We start from the raw sequence: 22,967 nt of genomic DNA on the forward strand, positions 1-22,967 counted from the left end.
GGCGAAGAATCAGCGAGACGGGATTTTTCAATCGGCAGCACATCGCGCAACCGACCAGTTTGCCCACGGTGACAAAGACGGAATCGTCAAGAACTCGTCGGTTTCGATCGGCTGAGTGGACCGATAGTCCTCAAACTGCGGCCCTAAGGCTTCACCACGTAGTAAAAAATGTCATATACCTAAAGCAATTACAGGCCAGCCAGGGACGTCACCTTTCTCTCCTCACTGCACCCTCGTGAGATGACTACTCCAGTGCATTGCCAGGGCGCTCTCTTTTCCTCTGGATTCCCACTCTTGCGCCGACCTGATATCCCTGTCCTTGTCGGGCCTTGATCATCGCGTAGGGCTAATCGTGTCGTGGCGTGGTCTGCTGGGATAGGTGTGGTGTTGAGCTATCGCCGTAGCTGGCGCTTACTTCGCTGATTACCACCTGGTAGGAGTGGTACCAGCGTTGGTAGTTCTTTTTTGCGACAAGGTGTTCGGGGAATCGGGAAAAACCAGCGAGGGATTGACTATCCCGCCAGTAGTAACTGGAGTTTTGTGTTTTGCCATCGGGAGAGAGCCAACGCTCAGTCCCCACAAACCCTTCGAGTGATTCGGCAAAAGCGTCGATGGCGTCGTTCAGGCGATGAAACTCGTCGTCATACTCACCGGGGGTGAACATGAATTGGACTAACCACATGGCTTCAGTATCCCAGTGGGATCAAGTAAGCCTGGGCGCACGCAATATGCTACATTGTAGCATATTGCGGATAACAGGGTAGGCATCAGGGAACTTCAGCAGCATGCTTCTGCTGTGATTAATCGTGTTCGAGAAGGCGAAATACTGGTCGTGACCGACCACGGCAACCCAGTGGCAAAGATTATGCCTGCCGGGCCCACCACGCTTGCGGAGCTCGCTGAGGCGGGACTGGTGAGCACTCCCGATCGGGACATCACTGCGCTACTCGATCGCATTCCTCGGGGTGAACCCTCCACTAAAGGCACTGACGCCCTGCGTGAACTGCGCAAGGAACAGTAGTGGGGGTTTTATACCTCGACGCCTCGGCGGCAGCCAAGCTGATTGTCGACGAGCAGGAATCGGTTGCATTGGCAGCTTTTATCCGCGAACACCTGGCAAGGCAGCCTGGGTCCCGTAGCCCGGTGTCATCACCCCTAGTGTCCTCTGACCTACTGCGCACCGAACTCCTGGCGGTCACAGGGCGTGTGGGGGGAAACCCTGACGACGCACGAACACTTCTTCGCAGTGTGCAGCTCCTAGCGCTGACGCCTGCGGTGTGTGATGCGGCGGGACGAATTGCTGGAGCAGTGGTCGGTCCCGCGCTTGGAAGCCTAGATGCCATTCACCTGGCCAGCGCCCTCACTGTTGTGACTCACATTGATTGGATCGTGACCTACGACAAGCGATTTCGGGATACCGCCCGGTCAATGGGTCTTGAGGTTGTTGCACCCGAATAATCCTGGAAAGCAACGGTCCCGCGGGAAAACCCGCGGGACCGTCATGACGTGTTGTTGAGGGTTTACTGGTAAACCATGCCTCCGTCGATCATAATCAGCTGACCGGTCATGTAGTCGCTGTCGGCACTGGCCAGGTAGGCGGCGGTGCCGAGAATGTCATCGGGGTAGGAGTAGCGCTTCAGTTCAATCATGTTGGCTGCGAGGCTGTCCATTGACTGACCGGGCTGTTCGAACTTACCGATCTCGACCAGGTCTTTATCCAGCTGCTCCCACATTTCGGTACGCACCACACCGGGGCCGTAGCCGTTGACGGTGATGCCGTGGGGGGCGAGAGCTTTCGCGCCACCGCGGATGAGTGCGAGTACCGCGTGCTTGGCCATCGAGTAGGGGATGATGTCGTCGAAGGACATCCTGGAGGCAATCGAACCGACGTTGATGATTTTGTAGGGCTGCTCTTGCTTGCCCTGGGCAATCATCTGCTTGGACACTGCCCGCATCACGTTGAACTTGCCCCATGCGTTGACGTTCATGATGAAGTCGTAGTTTTCTTTGGGGGTGTCAGGGAACATGGTCGGCTTGTTGACGCCGGCGTTGTTCAGCAGCAGGTTGATTTCACCAAACTCTTTGACGACGTGGGCAACAGCGGCCTCGGCTTGTTCTTCGTTGGTCACATCGAGGACGAAGTGGGTGGCCTGGCCGCCCGCGTCGCGGATCTCCTGGGCCACTTCCTTAATGCCCTCTTCGTTGATGTCTGCCACGCAGATTGCTGCGCCTTGCGCAGCCCAGTTCTTCGCGATCGCTGCACCCATACCCTGGGCGGCGCCGGTGATTAGTGCTTTCCTACCCGCAAGACGTTGCGTGTCCATATTTCTGTCTCCTCGTTGAGCTGTGTTGTGGAGTGTGTCGTGGCCTTGTGGGGAGATAAACCCCGCCCGCACCACTGGGTGTTAACTCTCAGCTTACACTCGGTGGCCGGCCGTGCACACTATGTTTTTTCTCTGTTCTGGACCCTTCAGAGTCCAGAATTTCCTAATTGTCGGGGACATCTATCACCCCAGTGTTCACTCTAAGCAAGCAATGCAAGGGGGTGTTCGATGTAGTGGCGGAACGCCTTCATCCACTCGGCGGCCAAGGCGCCATCAACGGCGCGGTGATCAGCCGAAAGGTTCACGGTCATTATCTTGCCCGCTACCAAAGAGCCTTGTTCCACCACTGCGGCATCCCGGGCAGCTCCCACCGCGAGGATTCCTGACTGCGGTGGGTTCAGGATGGCCTGGAACGCGTCGGTTCCATACATACCCAAGTTGCTAATCGAGAAGCTTCCGCCCTCAATTTCCGCTTGGGTAATCCTGCCTTCACGGGCTTTCGAGGCCAAAGAGTTGACCTGAGAGTTGATCTCGGTGAGACCCATCGCTTCCACTCCCCGCAGTACAGGGGTGAGCAGACCACCTTCGACGGATACGGCAATCGCGATGTCAACCCGGTTGAAGTAGCGAAGGGCATCTTCACGCCAAATCACGTTCGCATCGGGAACATCCAGCATGGCTTTCGCCACGGCTTTGATTACCCAGTCGTTGACAGAAATCTTGACGCCGGTGGCCTCATTCATTTCGGTGCGAGCAGCCAACAATTTCTCGACACGACAATCAGCACTGACATAGAAGTGGGGAACGGTCGTCTTCGATTCTGTCAGTCTTCGGGCAATTGCCTTTCGCATTCCGGAGTGAGGTCGATCGGTGTACTCGGCGTCGCCGGAAACCATTGCCGCAGCCGGAACCGTAGGGGCGGCTACTGCTGAATGCGCGGGTGCCGAAGTGCCCTGAGCTGCAGTGCCCGAGGCGGCCACCGCGTCGAGGTCCTTTTTCACAATGCGCCCACCGGGGCCGGTTCCGGTCACCTGGCTGAGGTCAATTCCTGCTTCCCGCGCACGCTTTCGCACTAACGGACTCGCATAAATGCGGCCCCCGGGTACCGGCGGAACGGGTCCGCTTTGTGCGGGGGAAGGCTCTGCTGGCGCACCCTTAGGCGTCTCTTGGGGGTCGACCGTGGGTGCTTCGGCAGGTTCGTCCGCCGGTGCGGCTGCAGAGGGTTCACTGCCGCCACTGGCTTGACCGATGCCCGCTGCCGCGAGAGCGGCATCAATATCATCGTCGGTGTCACCGGGTGCGGCGAAGACGGCAATGGGTGCGCCGACCTCGACAGTATCTCCCGGGCCGACCAGGACGCGCGCCAGGCGACCTTGCTCTTCGGCCTGGTAGTCGACGTTGGCTTTTTCGGTTTCGATTTCCGCCAAGGTGTCCCCGACGGACACTTCGCTACCTTCTTGCATCATCCACTGGGACAACACGGCTTCGACCGCGCCAGCTAATACTTCTGGCATTCGAATGACGATGGCCATTAGCGCCCACCTCCTGCGTTGATTCGCACCTGCTGGAGTCCGGCCGCGACTTCGTCGACGCCGGCAATTGCCGCGGTCTCGAGCAGTTTGGAAATGCTGGGGGATGCCTCTTGCCCACTGACGCGGGTGATGGGCTGGTCGAGGTGATCAAAGAAGCGACGCTGAATTTCATCAGCCAACCAGCCGCCGTAGGAAGTGCCCCTGGCACCCTGTTCGACAATCATCACCGCGTTGGTCTTGGCAATGCTCGCCTCGATGGTGGCCCAGTCGATACTGGCCTGGTCCAAGAAGCGCAGGTCAATGATTTCCGAATCGACACCGGTGTGTTCGGTTGCGGTGACCGCTTTCTGCACCATGGAGAGGTAGCTCAACACGGTGACCTCAGAGCCTTCGCGCACCACGCGTGCTGTCCCAAAGGGGATCTGGTAGTCCAAGTCGCCCGCGGGAATGGTGCCCTTTTCGTTGTAGAGCTCGACGTGTTCAATCATCAACACCGGGTCTTCGCACGCCAGGGCAGCGTTCATCATTCCCACGTAGTCGTGGGGGTTTGATGCGGCCATGATCCGCCAACCCGGTGCAGTCGCAAAAATTCCGGCGGGGTCCATGGAGTGCTGGGACCCGTACCCGGTACCCATGGCAACCTTCGTGCGAAGGACCAGCGGTACGGGAGATTCGCCACCAAACATGTGACGGGCTTTACCGATCTGGTTGAACACTTGGTCCGCTGCGACCCACAAGAAGTCGGGGTACATAAATTCGACCACGGGGCGGAAGCGACCATCGAGGGCCATTCCTCCTCCGAGTCCCACAAAAGCGTTCTCACTAATGGGGGTACCTAAGATTCGGCCGGGGTACTTTTCGGTCAAACCTTTCGTCGCACCGTTGGTGCCACCTTTGAGGCGGTGGACGTCTTCACCGAGGACAACGATGCGGTCATCGAGGCCCATCCGGCGGTCCATCACGGCAGCGACAGCGTCGACGAAACGCACCTCTTCGGTCTCACCGGCCTGGCCTGCTTCACGAGTTGCTGCACCGGCGAGTTCGCTGAGGTCACCGCGAACACCGACATTGACAAAGTCAGCACTCGGCCACAGGTCGGGTTTGATGCGACGCACTCCGGCTTTGCCGTCAGGGTCTTGTTCGACTAGTTCACCGGCCGCGAGCGACATCGCGCTTTGAGCGTGAGATCGCAACTGGTCGACTTCGTCTTGGGTGATCAGACCCCGGCTAATCATTTCGCTGGCGACCCTGCTGAGCGGGTCGCGCTCACGCCATGAGGCTTCTTCTTCTTTACTGCGGTAACCAAACGCTGATCCGGGGAAGGCGCCATTTTGGTGGAAGAAACGGTAGACCTCTGCTTCGACGACCACTGGCCCCTTACCGGAGCGAGCGATCTCCGCTGCTTTTTGCATGGTGAGGTGCACAGCCAGCGGGTCCATGCCATCTACTCGAAGGGATGTGATGCCAAAGCCGACACCGCGACCAGACAGGCGGGACTCTCCGGTCGCTTCTTCCACAGTGGTGGACACGGCGTAAAGGTTGTTCTCAATGAAGAACACGAGCGGGATATCCCAGGCCGAGGTGAGGTTCATGCTCTCGAGGACAGAGCCAATGTTGACCGCGCCGTCACCGAAATACGTGACGGTGAGGTCGTCGGTGCCGGCGTGCTTTTGAGCCCATGCGTTTCCCGCGGCAAGAGGGACACCACCACCGACGATGGCGTTGGTTCCCAGTGCACCGGCTTCATGCCACTGGAGGTGCATCGAGCCGCCTCGCCCTTTACAGAAGCCCTGGGCGAGGCCCAGGATTTCGGCGAGCGTTTTTTGCAGAACGGTTTGGATCTCCGGGGTGACCTGGGAGTTCTTGTCAAAGCCTTGTGGGGCGACATAACCGAGAGCTTTGGCGAGGAATTGGTGGTGGCCACGGTGTGAGCCGTTGATGGCGTCGGTGGCGCGCAGTCCGACGACGGACCCTACTGCGCCACCTTCTTGTCCCACCGAGGAGTGGGCAGGGCCGTGGACGAGTCCTTCACCGGCGAGTTCGAGGACTGTTTCTTCGAAAGCTCGAATGAGGTGTAGTTGCACGAGCATGGAGTGCAAGAGTGTGGGGTCCGCGGTATCCCAGTCGGATTTTTCGGAACTGATTTCCACCCAGGGTTCGAGCGGGTGGAGCTTCTTTTCTTTCGCCACAGTGGCCTTCTTCCGTGTCCAGCACGCGGGCTCGCCGCGTTGGTCCCTTCGTTGGGGTCGGTGCCACGGTACACGAGATAGTATCCAATGTCACCCTTTTTTCGAGAAATAAGGTGGCGTTACGCCACTAATGACGGCATACTGGATGCAATCACCGTGACATGAGGGAGTGTCTGATGCCGTTACCGGGAATGCGAGGAACCGACCACATTGGTTTCACGGTGCCTGACCTGGATCAAGCAGAGCGCTTCTTTGTCGACATTATCGGCTGCCAGCGCGTCTACGCCCTGGGTCCTTTTGAGCGCGACGACAATTGGATGAACGACCAACTCAACGTTCACCCGCGCTCGGTCATTCGAGAGAATCGTCATTTTCGCTGCGGTTTTGGCACCAACTTCGAAATCTTTGAATGGGTCACCCCTGAGCCTCCTGCGCCACAGCCCAAAAATTCAGACATTGGTGGACACCACCTGGCTTTCTACGTCGACGATTTAGACGAAGCCATTGACTTTCTCAAAAGTCACGACGTTGAGGTGCTGGGCGAACCGGTAGCCAGCAAACAAAGTGCAACCGGGCAACGTTGGATCTACTTCCTCACCCCGTGGGGCATGCAGTGTGAACTGGTCAGCTACCCCAACGGCAAAGCGTACGAAGCGGACAGTGACGTCATCATGTGGAACCCGACGAAACCGGCAGAGTAGACAGATGAGTGACACCACCCCGGCAATTCGCGATGGCTCAGCAAGCCAGCGCATTGCCGAGGCTGTGCGCGAAGCGATTCTCTCCGGCGAATATCAACCCGGTGAACGTATCGTTCAAGAAGACCTCTCCGAGCGCTACGGCGGTTCCCGTATTCCCGTGCGGGAAGCGCTTCGTCAACTAGAAACCGAAGGCCTCGTGCGTTTGGTTGCCAACACGGGTGCGTGGGTGCAAAGCCTCACCCTCGCTCAATGCTCTGAGGTGTACCAAACCCGCGAGCGAATTGAACCGTTACTGCTTCGCCACTCAGCCGAATACCTCACCGATGAGGTCATCGGAGAACTCGATGACCTGGCCCAAAAAATGGAAAGCAGCTCGGACATCGAAGAGTTTCTTGCCCTCGATCGGGCCTTTCACTTCGCCACCTATCGGGCGGAGGGAACCTACGTGCTTCGCGAGTTGGTGCACCGTTTATGGAACACCACACAGCCCTACCGCCGTGCTTACACTGGTCTGGTCGACACAGAGCACATGCGGATTTTCCACGACGACCACCACATGTTGGTCAGTGCCCTGCGTGACGGTGACCTCGAACTTGCCGAACAGGTTGTGGGTATGCACATCCGCCGCACCCGGGTGAACCTTGAGCGGCACCCCGAAATTTTTCCCGAACCAGACCCCAACACAGGATGAGAGTAAGAACATGGCAATAGCTGTCGTCAACCCCGCCACCGGCGAAACCGTTGAAACCTTTAGCGAACACAGTGCGGAAGAAATTGAAGCCCGCGTGGTGAAAGCAGAAGTGGCCTACCAGGCACTGAAAGCCACCGACTACGCCCAGCGTGCGGTGTGGATGAAAAAAGCGGCCGACATTCTGGAAGAAGAAGTCGACGAGCTGGCCAAAATGCTCACCATCGAAATGGGCAAGCCCATCGCGCAGTCGGTCGGTGAAGTGCTCAAATGCGCCAAAAACGCCCGCTTCTACGCGGATAACGCCGAAAAATTCCTCGCCGATGAGCCCCTCGAAGACCCCAGCATTGTGGGCGCTTCGAAGGCGTACCTGCACTACCAACCACTCGGTGTTGTCCTCGCGGTCATGCCCTGGAACTACCCGCTGTGGCAGGTCGTGCGATTCGCAGCACCCGCACTGATGGCCGGAAACACTGGACTGTTGAAGCACGCCTCCAACGTTCCCCATTCCGCGCTCTACCTGGATTCGCTATTTACTCGTGCGGGTTTCCCCGACGGGTCATTCACCACCATCCTTGCCGGATCCGCTCCAGTGGCCGGACTCATTGAAGATCGTCGAATCAAAGCCGTCACCCTGACCGGTTCAGAGCCCGCTGGTCGGGCCGTAGCCGGGCAAGCAGGAGCACACATCAAGCCTGCCGTGATGGAGCTTGGTGGTTCAGACGCGTTTATTGTGATGCCCTCGGCGGAGATCGAACAGGCCTCCACCGTGGCCGTCACGGCGAGGATCAACAACAACGGCCAGTCCTGTATTGCCGGAAAGCGTTTCGTCGTCCACGCCGACGTCTACGACGAGTTCATGGACAAGTTCGTCGCCAAAATGTCTGCATTGGTCGTTGGTGACCCCATGGATGAGGCCACCCAGGTCGGCCCACTGGCCACCGAACGTGGCCGCGATGAAATTGCGGAATTGGTTGATGACGCTCGCGAAAAGGGCGCCACAATCCGCACCGGTGGTAAAGCGCCAGAAGGTGCTGGTTGGTTCTACGAACCCACCATTGTGGATGGTCTGGAGCCTGGAATGCGCCTGGTCATGGAGGAAGCCTTCGGGCCGGTCGCCAGCGTCTACAAAGTGTCCTCGCGTGAAGAGGCAGCCGACGTGGCCAACCAGACCACCTTTGGTCTCTCCTCAGCGCTGTGGACGGGCGATGCGAGCGATGAAGAGTACTTCATCAAGAACATCGAAGCCGGGGCTGTATTCGTCAACGGAATGACCATTTCCTACCCAGAGCTGCCTTTTGGTGGTGTGAAGGATTCCGGCTTCGGTCGTGAATTGGGCGCCCCCGGAATCAGGGAGTTCTGCAACTTTAAGACCATCTGGAAGAGCTAGTCATGGCGCGGGTGGGTTTCCTCGGACTAGGGTCCATGGGTCAGGCCATGGCCACCCGCCTAGTCGATGCCGGACACGAGGTTGTTGTCTGGAATCGCTCCGAGGAACCCCGCCTACGGATGGATCAGGCAGGGGCCACTGCGGTGGATCACCCCGGCAAGGCCCTCGCAGTGGACGTTTCGGTATCAATGCTCGCCAACGACCAGGCTGCCGATGCGGTGTTGTCGGAAGGCAACCTGCCCAGCCATCGCATCGTGCACGCCAATATGGCCTCAGTTAGCCCCGATATGGGCCACACACTGGCTGCGCGCTTCGCGTCATTGGGCCACGGTTATGTGGCCTCACCGGTACTCGGTCGACCGAATGTCGCAGCAGCCGGGGGCTTAAACATCTTGGCCGGGGGCCAGACGGAAGATATTGACGCCCTCCAACCGTTTTACGACGTGATGGGGGCGCGCACCTGGCTGATGGGAGAGGATCCCCGAACGGCAAACCTCGTCAAGATCGCCGTCAACTACAACATCATTCACGCCATTCAGGCGATTGCTGAATCGGTCGCACTGACGACTTCGGCGGGGGTGAAGCCGGCAGACTTTGTCGACCTACTCACGAACACACTCTTTGGGGGTGTGGTCTACACCGGCTATGGCAACCTCGTCGCTGAGCGTGAATACCTGCCGCAGGCTTTCTCGTTGGAGCTTGGGTTGAAGGACCTCGGATTGGCAGAGTCGTCCGCGACGGCGGCAGGTATCACCTTGCCCACCAGTTCTTCGTTGCGAGCGGTGTTCGACCAAGCCCTCCAACAGTCCGATTTGGCGGATAAAGACTGGTCGGCGCTGGCGGAAATTACGCTCAGCCAGCTGGGCGAATCCCGGGAGAACAACTAGCCGAGATTCGGGGAATGTCAGAAAGTAGGAAGAGACGATGAGAGTTGCTTTTTGTGGCGCAGGGGCAGTCGGAGCATCGCTTAGCGCCGACATGATCAACGCCGGTGTCGACGTCACCGTCATCGACCCGTGGGCCCCACACGTTGACGCGATTCGCGAATCGGGGTTGACCGTGAACATGCCTACCGGCACGGAGCACACACCCTTTCATCCGCTCCACCTCTACGACGTGCCCACACTGCGGGGCACCTTCGACATTGTGTTCACTGGGGTGAAGTCTTACGACACCCGGTGGGTTGCCGAGCTGATGAAACCATTGATGGGACCCGATTCGGTGTTTGTAGGAACCCAGAACGGGATGACCATTGATGAGGTCTCCGAGATTGTGGGACCCGAGCGAACGGTGGGCTGCGTGGTCGGAATTGCGGCCAACATGCCCAGTCCTGGTCTGATCAACCGGGAAGTCACTCGTGAGGGCACCTGGTTGGCGGTGGGTTCCCTGGAGGGGCCGGTGACCGACCGGGTGCGTCAAGTACACGAGTTGCTCTCTCACGGTGCCCAGGTGGAAATCACCGAGGACATTCGCTCCGCGAAGTGGATGAAACTCTTGGCCAATATCCCCGAAATGTTGCCCTCAGGGATTCTCGGAGCACCGTTAGTCGAGGCGGCCGGGAACCCCGTTATTCGACTCGCGATGGATCAGGCCTCTATCGAGGCCTATCGCCTGGCTAAAGCGATTGGCGTCACGTTTATGCCCTCGCTCGGCATTGCGGCAGACGAGATGCCAGACTCCGAGCAGTACGCTCTGGACCTCTTGGATGCCGTTCTTGCCCGTTTCTCGAAACCCACGACACGGGTTGCCGTCCTTCAAGATTGGGACAAAGGCCGCCGGGCCGAGCTGGACGCCTTTTGTGGCTACGTCGTGAAAAAGGGCAAAGAAATTGGGATGCCGACACCAGTAAACGAGGCAATACTGCACCTCGCACTGCAGATTGAATCCGGTGAGCTCGCTCCCTCCTGGGACAACCAGGAGCTCTTGGTCGCCGCTGGTCAAGCCGGCAAGCAGTAAACCGCGTAATCGCCAAATGTAGACCGAACAAAAGTGCCCTTCCCATTGATGGGAAGGGCACTTTGCCGTCCTTGGGGCCCTCTGCCGGGCCCGCGGTCGCTTAGTAAGGGTTGGCGACGAACAGTTCTTGCGCCGGGAATCGTGTGAGGACTTGGGCTCCGTTTTTGGTGACGACGACTTCTTCTTCGATGCGTGCTGCGGAAATGCCGTCGGGGGCGGGGCAGTAGGTCTCCAGGGCGAAGACCATGCCTTCTTGGATTTCTACCGGGTTGGACATGGAGTTCAGTCGGGAGATGATGGGACGTTCGTGAAGTCCGAGTCCTAGTCCGTGGCCGAATTGGAGTCCGAAGGCTTCCATTTCGTTGGGGAAGCCGAACTCGGTGGCTTTGGGCCAGAGAGCGGCGACTTCGTCGGTTCCGACACCGGGAGCGACTTTGTCGATCGCGGCATCCATCCATTCTCGGGCTTTGGTGTAAGCGTCATGTTGGAAGTGGTTGGAGCTTCCGACGCTGAAGGTGCGGTAGTAGCAGGTGCGGTAGCCGTTGAAGGAGTGGATGATGTCGAAGAACGCTTGATCACCGGGTCGGATGATTTTGTCGGTGAAGTTGTGTGGGTGTGGGTTGCAGCGTTCACCAGAAACCGAGTTGATGGCTTCTACTTGATCGGAGCCCAGTTCGTAGAGGCGTTTTGCGGCGAGAGCCACGATTTCATTTTCGCGGATGCCGGGCTTCAGCACGTCGACAATGTTTTGGTAGACACCATCGACCATGGCGGCTGCTTGGGAGAGCAGCATTATTTCGTCGACGTTTTTGATGGAGCGCGCACCGAGCATGTCTTGCTGGATGTCTCGAACATCTAGGCCTTGTGCCTGCATTTCGAACAGGAATGCGGGCTCAATAATGTCAACACCGATGGGGTCGTTGACGACTCCCGCGTCGGTGAGCATGTTCTTGATGTGGGTCACGGCTTCCTTCATGAGGCCCACCTCGGGGTGGATAGCGCCGCGGAGTCCGAGCATGCCCGCGTGGGAGTGGCCCTCGTGGAGCCAGGGGGCGAAAAGGCGGTGGTGTTTCGCGGCGGAGCCGAAGTCCCAAATGTGGGGTTTGCCATCGGGCATGAGTAGTGCGTAACGCGACATTTTGTCGCCCAGTGCGCCACCGATCCAGGTTTGGGTGACGTAGCGGATGTTGTAGAAGTCGAACAGGAGGAACGCACCACACTCGGACTGGTTAAGGGCGTCCATGGCGCGGTTGAGTCGGTAATCACGCAAACGGTGGAAGTCCACTCGTGCTTCGAAATCGACTGCCATCGTGCCGTGCGCAGGGATTTGGCGGTTGGCGAAGTCCAGTGCGGGAATCAGGGGTGCCGGAGCGGCTTCACGTGAAGCGTTGGTCTCAACAGCAACAGCCTGAGCAGTGGGAAGAGTGTCAGTCATGGTCTCTATCCGTGTGAGGGTTAATGTTCGGGTTTTTGCGGGTAGTGCAGGTCGTGCGGTGGTGTTGTGGGTGGGGCGGAAACCACCCCACCCACAACAATTTCACCGAAGTGAAATTAAGGGTTTACCACTCAGGAGCAACCTCAGGTGCATCGAAGTTGTCGATGGTGACCTTCGGGTTGGGCATGTACAGCACCGAACCTTCATCGTCACGTCCGAGTTCGGTTGCACCGGTCATGGCGTTGTAGATACCTACAACAGCGTTCTCGCCATCCCATGAGGAGGACTGGAACACGGTGCCATCGAGCTCACCGGACTCCACCAGGGGGTTACCCAGGAAGGTGTTACCGATTGAGGTGATGAACATTGCTTCGACGTCGAGGCCACGAGCCTTGGCGGCGTCAATTGCACCGGCAACCATCGTGTCGTCAGCGGCGTAGATGCCCTGGACGTTCTCGTCGCCCACAGCGGTCAGCATCTCGGAGGCCGCGATCTGCGACTCATCCTTGTTCCAGTTACCTGGCTGTTCGGCCAAAATGCTCACGTTGGGGCAGTTCGCAGCAACGGTTTCACTGAAACCAGTTCCACGGAGGGTGGCCACCGAGTTACCGGTCAGACCGTTGACCTGGATGATGCCGATTTCGGCGCCATCGGCCAGTTCACACATCATTTCAGCCGAAGCAGCGCCCTGGCCGTAGCTGTCGGTACCGGAGTAACCGTACGTCAGGTCGGCGTCTTCAGGGTTCACGTCAGCGTTGGTGATCCAGACGGGGATCTCGGCAGCGTTAGCAGCTTCGAGGCAGGGGCGAATCGAGTCCGCAACTGCCGGCCACAGGATGATGCCGTCGGGCTGGGCTGCGACGGCAACTTCGCACTCGCTGGCCTGCTTGTCGGCGTCGTACTCCGAGTTGGTGATGGTCAGGTTAATACCGAGCTCAGCAGCCTTTGCCTCCATGGGGGGCAGGTAGGTGGTGCCGTATGGCTGGTCATTACCCTGGGGGAGCAGTGCGTAGACCTCGAAGGTCTCACCGCCAGCTGCTTCTTCAGTGGTTTCTTCGGCGGTCTCTTCTCCACCAGTTGCATCGACTGCGGGCTCTTCAGCCGCAGCACAACCAGCGAGGGTGAGACCAGCGACGGCGAATAGGCTCGCCATTCCCAGTGACATCCGGGACTTTCGCATTGTGGTGCCTCTTTCTTCTTATTTACAGTGGACGAACGCCCGAGGACGTTCGGTTTCCCGTCGGTTAGACCGACGAGGGTTTCACGCGGCTGCGAGTGACCTGTCTCAGGCTGCCGGCAACTGCGCGAAGACTTGCGGGGTCGGTGGTGACTGCGATGAGCAGGATCGCACCGATGAAAATCTGTTGGACGGGAACTTGAATACCCGACAGGGTGAGGGCCACCTGGAGGACACCCAACGATGCCGCACCAATTAGTGTTCCCACGATGGAACCGCGACCGCCTTTGAGGTAGTTTCCACCGATGATTGCTGCGGCAAAACTCGCGAGCAACACGGTTGACCCGGCGGTCGGGTCAGCCGTTGTCCGCTCCAAAGTGTTGATCACTCCGGCGAGCGAGGACACGAACCCGGAAATGATAAACCCGGTAAAAATGCGGCGCTTTACGGGGATTCCCGCGTCGTAGGCAGCCTGGCGGTTGCCACCGACAGCGAAGAATTCGCGGCCCGCCTTCACGCGCGACACAAACATCTGGATGGCGATGAAGACGAGAACGAAGATGATGATGCGCGGGGTGATTGGACCGACCAGGGGAAGCCCAAAAGCGATACCGGCGTCCTTGTCCACCAAACTTACGGGCGCCTCATCGGAGAGAACAAAAGCCAAGCCTCGCAGTGCGAACAGGCTTCCGAGTGTGGCGATGAACGAGTTGATGCCAATGACGGCGACAAAAAACGCGTTGATTGCGCCAACAACCAGGCCTGTGAGCAGCCCCGCAATGATTCCGAGGGTCAGGTCGGGGATGCTCGCCATAATCACACCGGAGAGCGCCAAGGTACTGGCAACACTCAGATCTAGCTCACCCATCAGGATGACTGCGGTGAGTCCCAGGGCGACAATACCGATGAGGGCGATGCGTCCCAAGCTCACAGGGTATGCCGTGAACACGAGCGGTTCGAAGAGGGCAACGAACACGAGGATCACGATGAGGAGCGCGACACCGCGACCCTCGGTTCGCCTCGCCAGTGTCGAACGGAGGTTCCCCAGGAACCCGGTTTCTGCTGCTTTACCCAGCTGCATGGTCTGGCTCATCGTGTGGAGACCTTTCTGGCGATGGCGTCGATAGAGACGGCGATGACAATGAGGAGTCCCAGGGCTACCTGCTGGTAGCCGAAGCTGATTCCCGAGAGGACCAGAATGTTGGTCAATACGCTCACAAAAATCACGCCCAGGAGGGTGCGGAAGATGCTTCCCCTTCCGCCAAACACACTGGTTCCGCCCACGATGATGGCCGCCAGTGCACGGAATTCGTAACCCTGCGACATCGCGGACACCGCCGTGTTGGAAAACGCGGCGAGGACGAAGCCTCCGATCATGGCAGCGATGGCGGTAACAATGAAGGCACCGATGATGACCAACCCGGTGTTGGTGCCTCCCAATCGAGTGGCTTTTTCGTTGACGCCGAAGGAGCGCACGAGGAAACCAAAGTTCGTCCGTGTCAGCAGGATCGACAGCAGGATGGTCATGGCCAGCAACACGAGTGCCGAATAGGGCACAGGACCAAGCTTGGCGAGACCAAATTCGCGAATCGGGCCATCTTGCGGGCCAAAGAAAATCGAACCCCCCGAGAAGTAGCGGAGGACTCCGAGCCCAATGTAGGTCGTCGAGAGTGTGACAATCACCGCGTTGGCTTTGAAGTATCCGACGGCAACCCCGTTGACAATCCCGTACACCAGGGCCGCAGCCAGTGAGGCCAAGACGGCGAGGAAAATGCCGTATTCGTTACTCACGGCGATGAGAATCACCGCTGCAGTAGCGACCTGGGCTACAACGGACAAATCTAAGTAGTTTCCACTGATGACCACAAAGGTCATACCGACCGCGACAATGCCGATGGGCGCTGCCCGGTGAAACACGTCAGTGATGTTTTGCAGGGACACAAAACCATCGATAAAGAGCACCGCAAAGAGCACAAGGATTGCGGTGAAAACAAAAATGCCGTTCTCGGCGACCCACGTGACGGCAGCGCCGCGTGATTTCTTGACTTTGTCATCGGCGGGGGGCATTTCGCCCAACGCCATCTGCTCTGTCAGCGTCTCTTGTGCCACTATGCGCTCACCATCTTTTCTCCGGAGGCCAGCGACATCACTGCCTTCTCGTCTGCTTCTGCTTGGCTGAGGGTTCCTTGGATTTGTCCGTCCCGAACGACGTGAATCGTGTCGGAGAGCTCCAAGAGTTCCGGTAGGTCGGAGCTCACAACGAGGACGGCCGTGCCGTTGTCCGCTAAGCCCTTGACTAGTCGGTGGATTTCGGCTTTTGCTCCCACGTCAACCCCGCGAGTGGGTTCGTCGAGCACGATCAGTGAGGGTTTTCTTCCCAACCATTTCGCCAACACAATCTTCTGCTGGTTTCCACCGCTGTATTGGCCTGCTTCACGCTTAATCTCTGGCGGGCGTAGACCCACGCGGTCCGCCAGCTCCTGCGCAAAGGTGATGATCTTCTTCTTCAGTTGGAATCCAGCCGTCGAGAGTTCTTTGCGGTTGGTGAGATTGATGTTTTCGCTCACCGTCATGGACAGTGCTAACCCGTCCGTGCGGCGCTCCTCCGGGATGTACCCCACGCCGTTTTTCACGGCGGATTGGTAACTGGTAAGAACCTTTGTTTTACCATCCAGAGTCATCGTGACATGGCCGGACAGGCGATCGTCGGCTCCGATGATTGCGCGCACCAATTCGGTGCGACCGGCTCCGACGAGCCCGCCAAGTCCGACGATTTCTCCCGCACGGACCTCAAGGTCGACACCGTTCACTCCAGGGGCCCTAATGCCCACAGCCCGAAGCACAACGTCACCAGGGGTGGCGACACGTCGCTCCTGCAAGTCTTTTTTCAACTCGCGCCCGACCATTTCGTCGACAACCTGTTCGGGCGAGGTCTCACCGATCGGGGATACCGAAACCCTTTTGCCGTCTCGCAGGATGGTGACGGTGTGGGAGATGCGGAACACTTCGGGAATCCGGTGGGAAATGTACACAATGGCCATGCCGCGTTCTGCTAGCCGCTGGAGCATTTCCAACAGGTAGTCGGTTTCGGCTGGTGTCAGTGTTGCGGTGGGCTCGTCCAGGATGAGCACTTTGGGTTTTCTTGCGACCGCTCGGGCGATTTCCACGAACTGTCGCAGGGCAACCGAGAGTCGGGAGATGCGTTCGTTGAGGTCAACGGAGACACCAATTTCGTCCAGGGCTTCCGCAGCAGTCTTTTTCATTTCTGCGTAGCGAGTGAAGCCAAAGGTAGTGGGGGCGTAACCGAGCATGATGTTCTCAGCAACAGTCATTTCTGGGACCAAGGAAAGTTCTTGGTGGACCAACGAAATTCCCGCGTCGATGGCTTCACGGGCGCCCGGCTCGAGAACAGCACCTTCGACGAGGACTTCGCCACTGTCGTGGGGAATCACTCCGGAAAGAACCCGCATCAGGGTCGACTTTCCCGCCCCATTTTCGCCGACAACAGAGTGGATTTCGCCGGGGTGGACCTCAAGGGAAACCCCATCGACGGCAGTCGCGCCGCCGAACTTCTTAACGATGTTGTGAGCTTCGATCACTGGCCCGGATGATGAGGACGCCGAAGGTGACACGTCTGGGGCTCCTTTGCCTAAGAACTTACGGCCCAAAAACTGGGCTACTCGCCAAGTGTAAACACAGACATAACACTGTGTCCACTAGCGGTTGCAGATTTACCGAAACGTTATCTAGAGGTGAACGGTCGGTCAGGTGGGGAGAAGTTAGAAGTCGTGGCCGTTGCGGTGCCCGACAGCAGCCGCGTTAGGGGTGTCACCCTCGAGGGCGTCGTCGTGGTCGGAGACAAACCAGATGGCGCGCACTTCATCGGGACCCGAATTCCAGAAACGGTGTGGAATGCGTGAATCAAATGCGAGCGAGTCCCCTGGGCCGAGTTGGGCTTCGCTAAACCCAATTTGCACGTTGAGCAGGCCGGAAAGAATCACACCGTATTCGCGCCCCGAGTGGCGAATGTAATCCTCTGGGGGTTCCGCTCCCGGATTGGGGGCATACACCACCTCGAGAAACTCGGACCCTTCTTCAGGCTTGGCCGTCAGTCGCTCCCAGCGTGGGCCAGACTGCAGCTTCAAGCTGGGGCGCGAGGCGCGGCGCAACACAATGCCTGATTCGTCTAATGGTCCGCCTTCGGCGGTCACATCCGCCTCGCTAGGTGTGTCAATCAGTGGGCCGCCCTCCGGGGTGATGGCCTCCTCGAACAGCGAGTCCATGGAGACACCCAAAACGCTCACCACGTTGTAGAGGGAGCGAACACTGAAGGAGGCGAGGCCGCGTTCGACCTGTGAGACGTGACTTGCCGAAACATCCACCCGGCGGGCAAGTTCGCGAACGCTCATCCCCATCGATTCCCGGGCAGATCGAATACGGTCGCCGACAACAGCCCATTCTTGGGTTGTATCGGTTGTCGCATCGGTCCCCGCCACGAGGGTTACCTCCCTATTCACACGCTCAGTCGACTCCATACTCTACGCCTGTTCTGCTAGGCAACACGCTTCCATGTAGGCGAAGCCCTACCGTGGGCCCACCCAATGACAACAGACGGCTTGTGAGGGAAAGTCATGCGGTGGCGTTTCTCACTTCCTACTTTGTGTTCATGACCATTAATTGCCGCAAGGCGCCTCCACTGTTGCCTCACCACGCCCGGCCTGGCGAGGCCCGAATGAGCTCGGCTGTCGAGTGGGTGGCATGACTGTTCGGCTGCCAAGTCCGCCCCCCTCACCAAATGCTGAACAATGCCGAACAATGCTGACTAGCTCAGTGAGTGTGATCAGGGTGCTTGCCAGGACGGGTTTTAACACACTGTTAGGGCACACAAGGCGTTGGCTACTTCAGGTGTGGACGTGCAACTGGGGTCGGCACAGAAGGCCTGTGTCCGTGGTCTCCCCCAGGGCATGCCCATGAATCGTGCGGTTTACGCATGAACCCAGCTTCAACGAGTTTGTCACGGCGAGACGGCACCATCGGAATGACGGCGCCCGCGGGTCTGCCACGGTCTATCAAAACCAGGCGGGCGCCCTCTGTTTCAGCGAGGCCATCACCTCTGAGGCGTATTGTTTGAGCGGGCAAATGCCTCCAATGTTGTCCTTCATATTGAGTGTTGTAGCTCTATGTGTGTCCGGTTCTAGAAGCCACCCTGAAGGGTCTGCACACTGGGCCACACGGCGAAAATCACCGTAGTGGGGAGAATGAGCATCACCAAGGGCACCAACATCCACACCTCTGCCTTACCCGCCCGATCCACAATTGCCCGCAAGCGTTGGTGGCGAGAATCAGCGCTGTGAGAGCGAACCACTTCGGCTAACGGCGCACCGCGCTCCAGCGCGGCCGCCAGATGCTCCACCAACGCCTCGATCTCGGGAACCGCCAAGCGCCCTGCAGAATCTCGGAGTGTGGGCCCCAACGGTTCACCCAATTCAACCAAGCGCATCACCCGCGCCCACTCCCCCGCCAATTCACCGTGCCCACGCTGGGCGATGCGTGACAGTGCAGCCGGTAGCGACTCCCCCGCGGCGAGCGCCAGTGACAGCAGCTCCAAAATGCTGGGGAATTCTTCGGCCAAACGCTCGCTGCGTTTTGCCACGAGGCGTCTAAGCAGACGGTCGTAGGCGCCTGCTCCCACCACTGCGCCGATTACCAAAGCCATCAACGCCATGACTGTGCCACCCAGAGCACTGGTTCCCCCCTGTACCCCACCAGACATTCCTTGCTCGACAGACCCAATAGCTCCTTGGCCGAGCGTGGCGAGGACGGTAGCCAGTAATCCCAAGGCCGCGCCCCCCAATGCCCAGAGGACTCGGCGAAGCCGATACTCCGATGGCCCGTAGCCGACACCAGCCTGTTCCACCACACGTGTTGCCGCGGCATCACCACCAAGGAGAGTGTGGAGCCAATCGGTAAGCCTTGTGAATGCGGGTGACACCACCACCCCACCCACGCTCACGGGGTCGATGAGCTGAGGGGCAAGCTCGGCTCTGGCCGGGGCGGAAATGTCCCGTAGCGCGTGCGCAATCCTGAGGGTGGAATTACTGACCCGACTCTCCACACCGGATTCCGGCAGCGCCCACCAGCTGGCGACAACCGCCCACAAGCCGACACCCAGCGCAAGACCACACACCACGGCAACGGCGTGTAGGGCGTCAGGGGTAGACAGCATGTTTACCCCACACCCAGAACGGGGCTGGCGAACCAGCGCTGGTCCACCGGGAGTCGACCCAAGCGGCTCATCATCCGAAAGGCCAGGGCACTGAGCAGTGCACCTCCCACGATGACCGCAACCCCCGCAGGGGAATCGTAGGCCTGTACGGTCTCTGTCCGACCGGAGAGGACCACCAACACCAACCACGGGGCTGCAACGCCGAGGCGTGATGCCGCACGAATCCAGGACTGCTTGGCGAGGGCATCCTCTCGAACAGCGATGTCAGCACGCACACTGGCTTGTAATGAGTGGAGCACACTGGGCAGTTCCCGGCCACCCACTTCGTGAGCCATGCGAAGCGCTTCAATAATCCGATCCGCCACAGGATCAGCAACTTCGTCCTTTAGTTGCGCCAGGGCGCTATCCACCCGGGTACCTGCCTCCACTTCGCGGCCAAAAGCGGCAAAAAAACCACGCAGCTCACCCGGAGAGTGGTGTTCTAAACCCGCCACCGCTTCAGCGACACCACCGCCCGAGCGAATGACCTGTCGAATATGGTCCACCAGGCCCGGCCATGCTGCCCTCAAACGTCGCTGGCGAGCCTCAATGCGGCCCTGCAGTAGTGCCCGGCCTGCAAGACCAAAGCCCACCATCGCGAGGGGCATCAGGACGGGAATCGGAATGAACACCCCGACCAGTGCCGCGAGAAGCACCGCGACCAGCACCCACAGGGCCATCACCACCGGGGCACGAAGAGAACCCCAGCCCGCTTGATCCAGTAGTTGCTGAACCTGACCCACACCCCGGGTCATCACGCCTGCCCTTACTCCTCCCATGCCGATTGCTTTTCCAGGCCCGGGCTCAGCCTTCACATGGGCCGCCTGTGAAGAATCCAGCCAAGGGTCAGCAGAGGTCACAAACACGGAAAACAACACCAGTATTCCGGCAGCGAGGCCCAGCCCCGAGACCACAGCCAATGCTTCCCACCACGTCATTGGAGCGGGTCCCCTTCGACACTCGGTGAGAGAATCAATCCGCCCGCAGATGGTGTGTGGGCGCCAGGGGGCACTCGTGCAAGCTCACCGCTTCGCCAATCAAACACAGTCTCAGCGTGGATACCGCCATCAGTGACACCGCGCGGTTCAATGATTTCTCGCACCCGACGGGTGCCATCCGAGCGCAGTTCGGCGTGAACCACCACGTCAATGACGCCTGCCACGGTGGGCAGGACAAAACCGCGGTCAATATTCCCACCGGCAAGCAGTGGCAGAGTGCAAAGTTTTTCTAATGCGTGGCGAGCGCTTTTGGCGTGGATAGTGCACGCACCGGGCAGACCCGAATTGAGTGCAATCAACAAATCCAGTGCTTCAGCTTGGCGGACTTCACCCACCACGATGCGATCCGGTCGCATCCGAAGCGCTTCTTTCACTAAACGACGCAGAGTGACCTCACCGGTGCCCTCGAGACTGGGCCCCCGACACTGCAACGCGACGTGGTCGGGAATGCCCAAATCCAGTTCAAAGGTTTCTTCGACACTGACCACCCGGTCACTAGGTGGTGCGGCCCGCAACAGGGTGTGTAACAGGGTGGTTTTGCCGGCTTGAGTTGCTCCGGAGACCAACACGGTTTTCCCTCCACGAATGGCAGCCCTCAGGTAGTGAGCTGCGGGGAGCGAGAGGACCCCCCGCTCCACCAAGTCGGCCAGGTCTCGAATGCTCTTACTAAATTTCCTGATGTTGACCGACCAATGTTGTCGGGTGATATCCGGTATCACCACGTGCACGCGTGATCCGTCGGGTAGGGATGCGTCCACAAAAGGTTGTGAAATATCGACTCGTCGCCCAGTGGGTCGAAGCATCCTCTCGACTAGTCCCCGCACCTCTTCGTCACTTAAGACCAGCGGTAGGGCTTCGCTGACTCCCGATCGGGCGATGAAGACCCGATCGGGAGCGTTAATCCATATTTCCTCGACCGCCGGGTCGTCAAGGGCTTCCTGGAGGGGGCCAAACCCTTCGAGGTGTGCGTGCAGGTGGGTGCGAAGCTCGCTCTCTGTGGCGGCACCCCACACATCACCCCCGAGGCTGGCTTCAGCGTGCCGGGCAACTTCCTCGTCAACAATGCTCGCCAAGGGGGTATCAACGGCGTGCACTGCTCGGCGCCTAATGTGTTCTGTGAGGTGGGAGTGCACGCTGGGAGTTGCAACGGGCGCACCGGTGAGGGAATCGGAGGAAGTCATGTCCACCACCGTGCCAACGTCGAATACCCTGCGCAGAAGTTGTCCCCAGTAGGCGTGACAGCTACCTGGTGCGACCTGACTTAGGGGCGTGTCACTCCCACGGTTGGAGCAGCACTACCGCCGGGCGAGTGTTCAGGCGGGATAGACTGTGGAAGCTGCGGGAGTGGTGAAATTGGCAGACACGCAGGATTTAGGTTCCTGTGCCTTCGGGCGTGGGGGTTCAAGTCCCCCCTTCCGCACAAAGTGAGGTGTAGTGGGTAGCTACTACGGGGTGACCAGTCGTCTACACCTCGAAGAGCACCAATGAGAGGGCCATCACGGCCATACCCGCAATCACGCCATAAATGGCAAGCTGTCCGCGGCCAAACTCCCTGGCCGCCGGAAGCAAACTATCCAGGGCGATGTAGACCATGATGCCTGCGACTGCGGCAAACAATGTGCCGAGCAGTGCATCGGAAATGAAGGGTTGAAGGACCAGGTAACCCAACACCGCACCCAGAGGCTCCGCGAGACCACTGAGCACACCCAGCCCAAACGCCCACAACCTGTTGCGCAACGCAAAATACATGGGAATCGCGACCGCGATTCCTTCTGGAATGTTGTGAATGGCGATGGCCACACCCACGGAAAGCCCCACGGCGGGGTCTTCCAACGTGAGGAAGAAGGTGGCGATTCCTTCCGGGAAATTGTGAATGGTGACCGCGAGGGCGACCAAGAGGCCGGCGCGAAAGAGCCGCCGGGCTGGTTCGACCGGAAATTGGCTTTCCACGTCGGCTTTTGCCAAACGGCGCTTTTCATCGTTGGGCAGGGGCAGATCGGGTAAGAATCGGTAAAGCACTGCCATCAATAGCGTTCCGGTAAGAAACGCAACCGAGGCTTGGGCCAGCCCACTACCACCGTCGTCGGTGGCGAGAAAATCCATGGCTTTGGGGATGATTTCGACAAACGACACATAGAGCATCACACCGGCAGAAAACCCCAACGCGAGCGCGAGAAACCGATCGTTGGTGGTCTTCGCAAAAAGCCCCAACGCGGCACCAATTCCGGTGGATAACCCTGCACCGAGGGTCACCAGGAAGGCGAGAAGTACGGGGCTGTCCATCACGCCCGAGCTTAGCAACGCGGTGATTC

Annotated in this window: 21 protein-coding genes and 1 tRNA gene; 8 read left to right on the plus strand and 14 right to left on the minus strand. The window is 59.0% G+C overall.

All coding sequences use genetic code 11. The features are described 5' to 3' along the window. Positions 1–346: 346 nt before the first annotated feature. On the minus strand, positions 347–682 hold the full coding sequence (locus tag C3B54_RS07305; RefSeq protein ID WP_104913909.1) for an antibiotic biosynthesis monooxygenase family protein: 336 nt from the start codon (positions 680–682) through the stop codon (positions 347–349). 84 nt (positions 683–766) lie between these two features. Here C3B54_RS07305 and C3B54_RS07310 point away from each other — a divergent pair, with 84 nt between their 5' ends. Continuing rightward, the gene (locus C3B54_RS07310; protein ID WP_281256245.1) at positions 767–1,021 is read left to right on the plus strand and encodes a type II toxin-antitoxin system Phd/YefM family antitoxin; all 255 of its coding nucleotides are present in this window, start codon (positions 767–769) and stop codon (positions 1,019–1,021) included. Continuing rightward, positions 1,021–1,458 carry a type II toxin-antitoxin system VapC family toxin gene (locus C3B54_RS07315; RefSeq protein ID WP_104913911.1) on the plus strand — a complete coding sequence of 146 codons (438 nt, stop codon included), beginning with the start codon at positions 1,021–1,023 and terminating at the stop codon, positions 1,456–1,458. Before C3B54_RS07310 ends, C3B54_RS07315 begins: the two co-directional genes overlap by 1 nt. 62 nt (positions 1,459–1,520) lie before the next feature. On the opposite strand, the gene C3B54_RS07320 is transcribed toward C3B54_RS07315, so the two are convergent. The 3 genes from C3B54_RS07320 to C3B54_RS07330 form a co-directional block, all read right to left on the minus strand. Next, complete coding sequence (locus C3B54_RS07320) at positions 1,521–2,324, minus strand: SDR family NAD(P)-dependent oxidoreductase (RefSeq protein WP_104914337.1); 804 nt, start codon at positions 2,322–2,324, stop codon at positions 1,521–1,523. Positions 2,325–2,524: 200 nt separating this feature from the next. Then, the gene (locus C3B54_RS07325; protein ID WP_104913912.1) at positions 2,525–3,856 is read right to left on the minus strand and encodes a dihydrolipoamide acetyltransferase family protein; all 1,332 of its coding nucleotides are present in this window, start codon (positions 3,854–3,856) and stop codon (positions 2,525–2,527) included. Then, positions 3,856–6,045, minus strand: coding sequence for an alpha-ketoacid dehydrogenase subunit alpha/beta (locus C3B54_RS07330; RefSeq protein WP_211286293.1), 2,190 nt, complete (start codon positions 6,043–6,045; stop codon positions 3,856–3,858). The genes C3B54_RS07325 and C3B54_RS07330 overlap by 1 nt, the downstream gene beginning before the upstream one ends. Before the next feature lie 161 nt (positions 6,046–6,206). Between C3B54_RS07330 and C3B54_RS07335 the strand changes: the two genes are divergently transcribed. The 5 genes from C3B54_RS07335 to C3B54_RS07355 are packed head-to-tail and all read left to right on the plus strand — an operon-like array spanning position 6,207 to position 10,780. After that, the gene (locus C3B54_RS07335; RefSeq protein WP_245867878.1) at positions 6,207–6,746 is read left to right on the plus strand and encodes a VOC family protein; all 540 of its coding nucleotides are present in this window, start codon (positions 6,207–6,209) and stop codon (positions 6,744–6,746) included. A 4-nt stretch (positions 6,747–6,750) separates the two neighbouring features. Continuing rightward, positions 6,751–7,437: a GntR family transcriptional regulator gene (locus C3B54_RS07340; protein ID WP_104913914.1), complete on the plus strand. Its 687-nt coding sequence runs from the start codon at positions 6,751–6,753 to the stop codon at positions 7,435–7,437. A gap of 10 nt (positions 7,438–7,447) precedes the next feature. Further along, on the plus strand, positions 7,448–8,824 hold the full coding sequence (locus C3B54_RS07345) for an NADP-dependent succinic semialdehyde dehydrogenase (RefSeq protein WP_104913915.1): 1,377 nt from the start codon (positions 7,448–7,450) through the stop codon (positions 8,822–8,824). Between the two features lie 2 nt (positions 8,825–8,826). Then, positions 8,827–9,711: an NAD(P)-dependent oxidoreductase gene (locus tag C3B54_RS07350; protein WP_104913916.1), complete on the plus strand. Its 885-nt coding sequence runs from the start codon at positions 8,827–8,829 to the stop codon at positions 9,709–9,711. 37 nt (positions 9,712–9,748) lie between these two features. Then, positions 9,749–10,780 (plus strand): ketopantoate reductase family protein, encoded by a 1,032-nt coding sequence (locus tag C3B54_RS07355; RefSeq protein WP_104913917.1) that lies wholly within the window; start codon positions 9,749–9,751, stop codon positions 10,778–10,780. 100 nt (positions 10,781–10,880) lie between these two features. Here C3B54_RS07355 and C3B54_RS07360 read toward each other — a convergent pair whose 3' ends face one another. The 9 genes from C3B54_RS07360 to C3B54_RS07400 form a co-directional block, all read right to left on the minus strand. Further along, positions 10,881–12,215, minus strand: coding sequence for a M24 family metallopeptidase (locus C3B54_RS07360; RefSeq protein ID WP_104913918.1), 1,335 nt, complete (start codon positions 12,213–12,215; stop codon positions 10,881–10,883). Between the two features lie 124 nt (positions 12,216–12,339). Next, on the minus strand, positions 12,340–13,368 hold the full coding sequence (locus tag C3B54_RS07365; RefSeq protein WP_245867881.1) for a sugar ABC transporter substrate-binding protein: 1,029 nt from the start codon (positions 13,366–13,368) through the stop codon (positions 12,340–12,342). A gap of 91 nt (positions 13,369–13,459) precedes the next feature. Further along, complete coding sequence (locus C3B54_RS07370; RefSeq protein ID WP_104913920.1) at positions 13,460–14,485, minus strand: ABC transporter permease; 1,026 nt, start codon at positions 14,483–14,485, stop codon at positions 13,460–13,462. Further along, complete coding sequence (locus C3B54_RS07375) at positions 14,482–15,501, minus strand: ABC transporter permease (RefSeq protein ID WP_211286294.1); 1,020 nt, start codon at positions 15,499–15,501, stop codon at positions 14,482–14,484. Before C3B54_RS07375 ends, C3B54_RS07370 begins: the two co-directional genes overlap by 4 nt. Next, the gene (locus C3B54_RS07380; protein WP_104913921.1) at positions 15,501–17,024 is read right to left on the minus strand and encodes a sugar ABC transporter ATP-binding protein; all 1,524 of its coding nucleotides are present in this window, start codon (positions 17,022–17,024) and stop codon (positions 15,501–15,503) included. The genes C3B54_RS07375 and C3B54_RS07380 overlap by 1 nt, the downstream gene beginning before the upstream one ends. Positions 17,025–17,171: 147 nt before the next feature. Then, positions 17,172–17,888 (minus strand): helix-turn-helix domain-containing protein, encoded by a 717-nt coding sequence (locus C3B54_RS07385; RefSeq protein ID WP_245867884.1) that lies wholly within the window; start codon positions 17,886–17,888, stop codon positions 17,172–17,174. A 698-nt stretch (positions 17,889–18,586) separates the two neighbouring features. Continuing rightward, complete coding sequence (locus tag C3B54_RS07390) at positions 18,587–19,618, minus strand: type II secretion system F family protein (protein ID WP_104913923.1); 1,032 nt, start codon at positions 19,616–19,618, stop codon at positions 18,587–18,589. A 2-nt stretch (positions 19,619–19,620) separates the two neighbouring features. Then, positions 19,621–20,595, minus strand: coding sequence for a type II secretion system F family protein (locus tag C3B54_RS07395; RefSeq protein ID WP_104913924.1), 975 nt, complete (start codon positions 20,593–20,595; stop codon positions 19,621–19,623). Further along, a complete protein-coding gene (locus C3B54_RS07400; protein WP_104914340.1) occupies positions 20,592–21,836 on the minus strand; it encodes a TadA family conjugal transfer-associated ATPase in 1,245 nt (414 codons plus the stop codon). Before C3B54_RS07400 ends, C3B54_RS07395 begins: the two co-directional genes overlap by 4 nt. A 157-nt stretch (positions 21,837–21,993) precedes the next feature. Between C3B54_RS07400 and C3B54_RS07405 the strand changes: the two genes are divergently transcribed. Next, a tRNA-Leu gene (locus C3B54_RS07405) sits at positions 21,994–22,075 on the plus strand. Positions 22,076–22,119: 44 nt separating this feature from the next. Here the strand turns inward: C3B54_RS07405 and zupT are convergent. After that, positions 22,120–22,938, minus strand: a complete 819-nt coding sequence (gene zupT / locus C3B54_RS07410) for a zinc transporter ZupT (RefSeq protein WP_104913925.1) — start codon at positions 22,936–22,938, stop codon at positions 22,120–22,122. Between the last annotated feature and the right edge of the window lie 29 nt (positions 22,939–22,967).

The organism is Pontimonas salivibrio (genome assembly GCF_002950575.1).
GTDB lineage: Bacteria > Actinomycetota > Actinomycetes > Actinomycetales > Microbacteriaceae > Pontimonas > Pontimonas salivibrio.

Bases quoted from the DNA above. Each gene is read 5' to 3' on its own strand.
- C3B54_RS07305 (WP_104913909.1), bottom strand. From the start codon at position 682: ATGTGGTTAGTCCAATTCATGTTCACCCCCGGTGAGTATGACGACGAG.
- C3B54_RS07320 (WP_104914337.1), bottom strand. From the start codon at position 2,324: ATGGACACGCAACGTCTTGCGGGTAGGAAAGCACTAATCACCGGCGCC.
- C3B54_RS07325 (WP_104913912.1), bottom strand. From the start codon at position 3,856: ATGGCCATCGTCATTCGAATGCCAGAAGTATTAGCTGGCGCGGTCGAA.
- C3B54_RS07335 (WP_245867878.1), top strand. From the start codon at position 6,207: ATGAGGGAGTGTCTGATGCCGTTACCGGGAATGCGAGGAACCGACCAC.
- C3B54_RS07340 (WP_104913914.1), top strand. From the start codon at position 6,751: ATGAGTGACACCACCCCGGCAATTCGCGATGGCTCAGCAAGCCAGCGC.
- C3B54_RS07345 (WP_104913915.1), top strand. From the start codon at position 7,448: ATGGCAATAGCTGTCGTCAACCCCGCCACCGGCGAAACCGTTGAAACC.
- C3B54_RS07350 (WP_104913916.1), top strand. From the start codon at position 8,827: ATGGCGCGGGTGGGTTTCCTCGGACTAGGGTCCATGGGTCAGGCCATG.
- C3B54_RS07355 (WP_104913917.1), top strand. From the start codon at position 9,749: ATGAGAGTTGCTTTTTGTGGCGCAGGGGCAGTCGGAGCATCGCTTAGC.
- C3B54_RS07360 (WP_104913918.1), bottom strand. From the start codon at position 12,215: ATGACTGACACTCTTCCCACTGCTCAGGCTGTTGCTGTTGAGACCAAC.
- C3B54_RS07365 (WP_245867881.1), bottom strand. From the start codon at position 13,368: ATGGCGAGCCTATTCGCCGTCGCTGGTCTCACCCTCGCTGGTTGTGCT.
- C3B54_RS07370 (WP_104913920.1), bottom strand. From the start codon at position 14,485: ATGAGCCAGACCATGCAGCTGGGTAAAGCAGCAGAAACCGGGTTCCTG.
- C3B54_RS07390 (WP_104913923.1), bottom strand. From the start codon at position 19,618: ATGCTGTCTACCCCTGACGCCCTACACGCCGTTGCCGTGGTGTGTGGT.
- C3B54_RS07395 (WP_104913924.1), bottom strand. From the start codon at position 20,595: ATGACGTGGTGGGAAGCATTGGCTGTGGTCTCGGGGCTGGGCCTCGCT.
- C3B54_RS07400 (WP_104914340.1), bottom strand. From the start codon at position 21,836: ATGACTTCCTCCGATTCCCTCACCGGTGCGCCCGTTGCAACTCCCAGC.
- zupT (WP_104913925.1), bottom strand. From the start codon at position 22,938: ATGGACAGCCCCGTACTTCTCGCCTTCCTGGTGACCCTCGGTGCAGGG.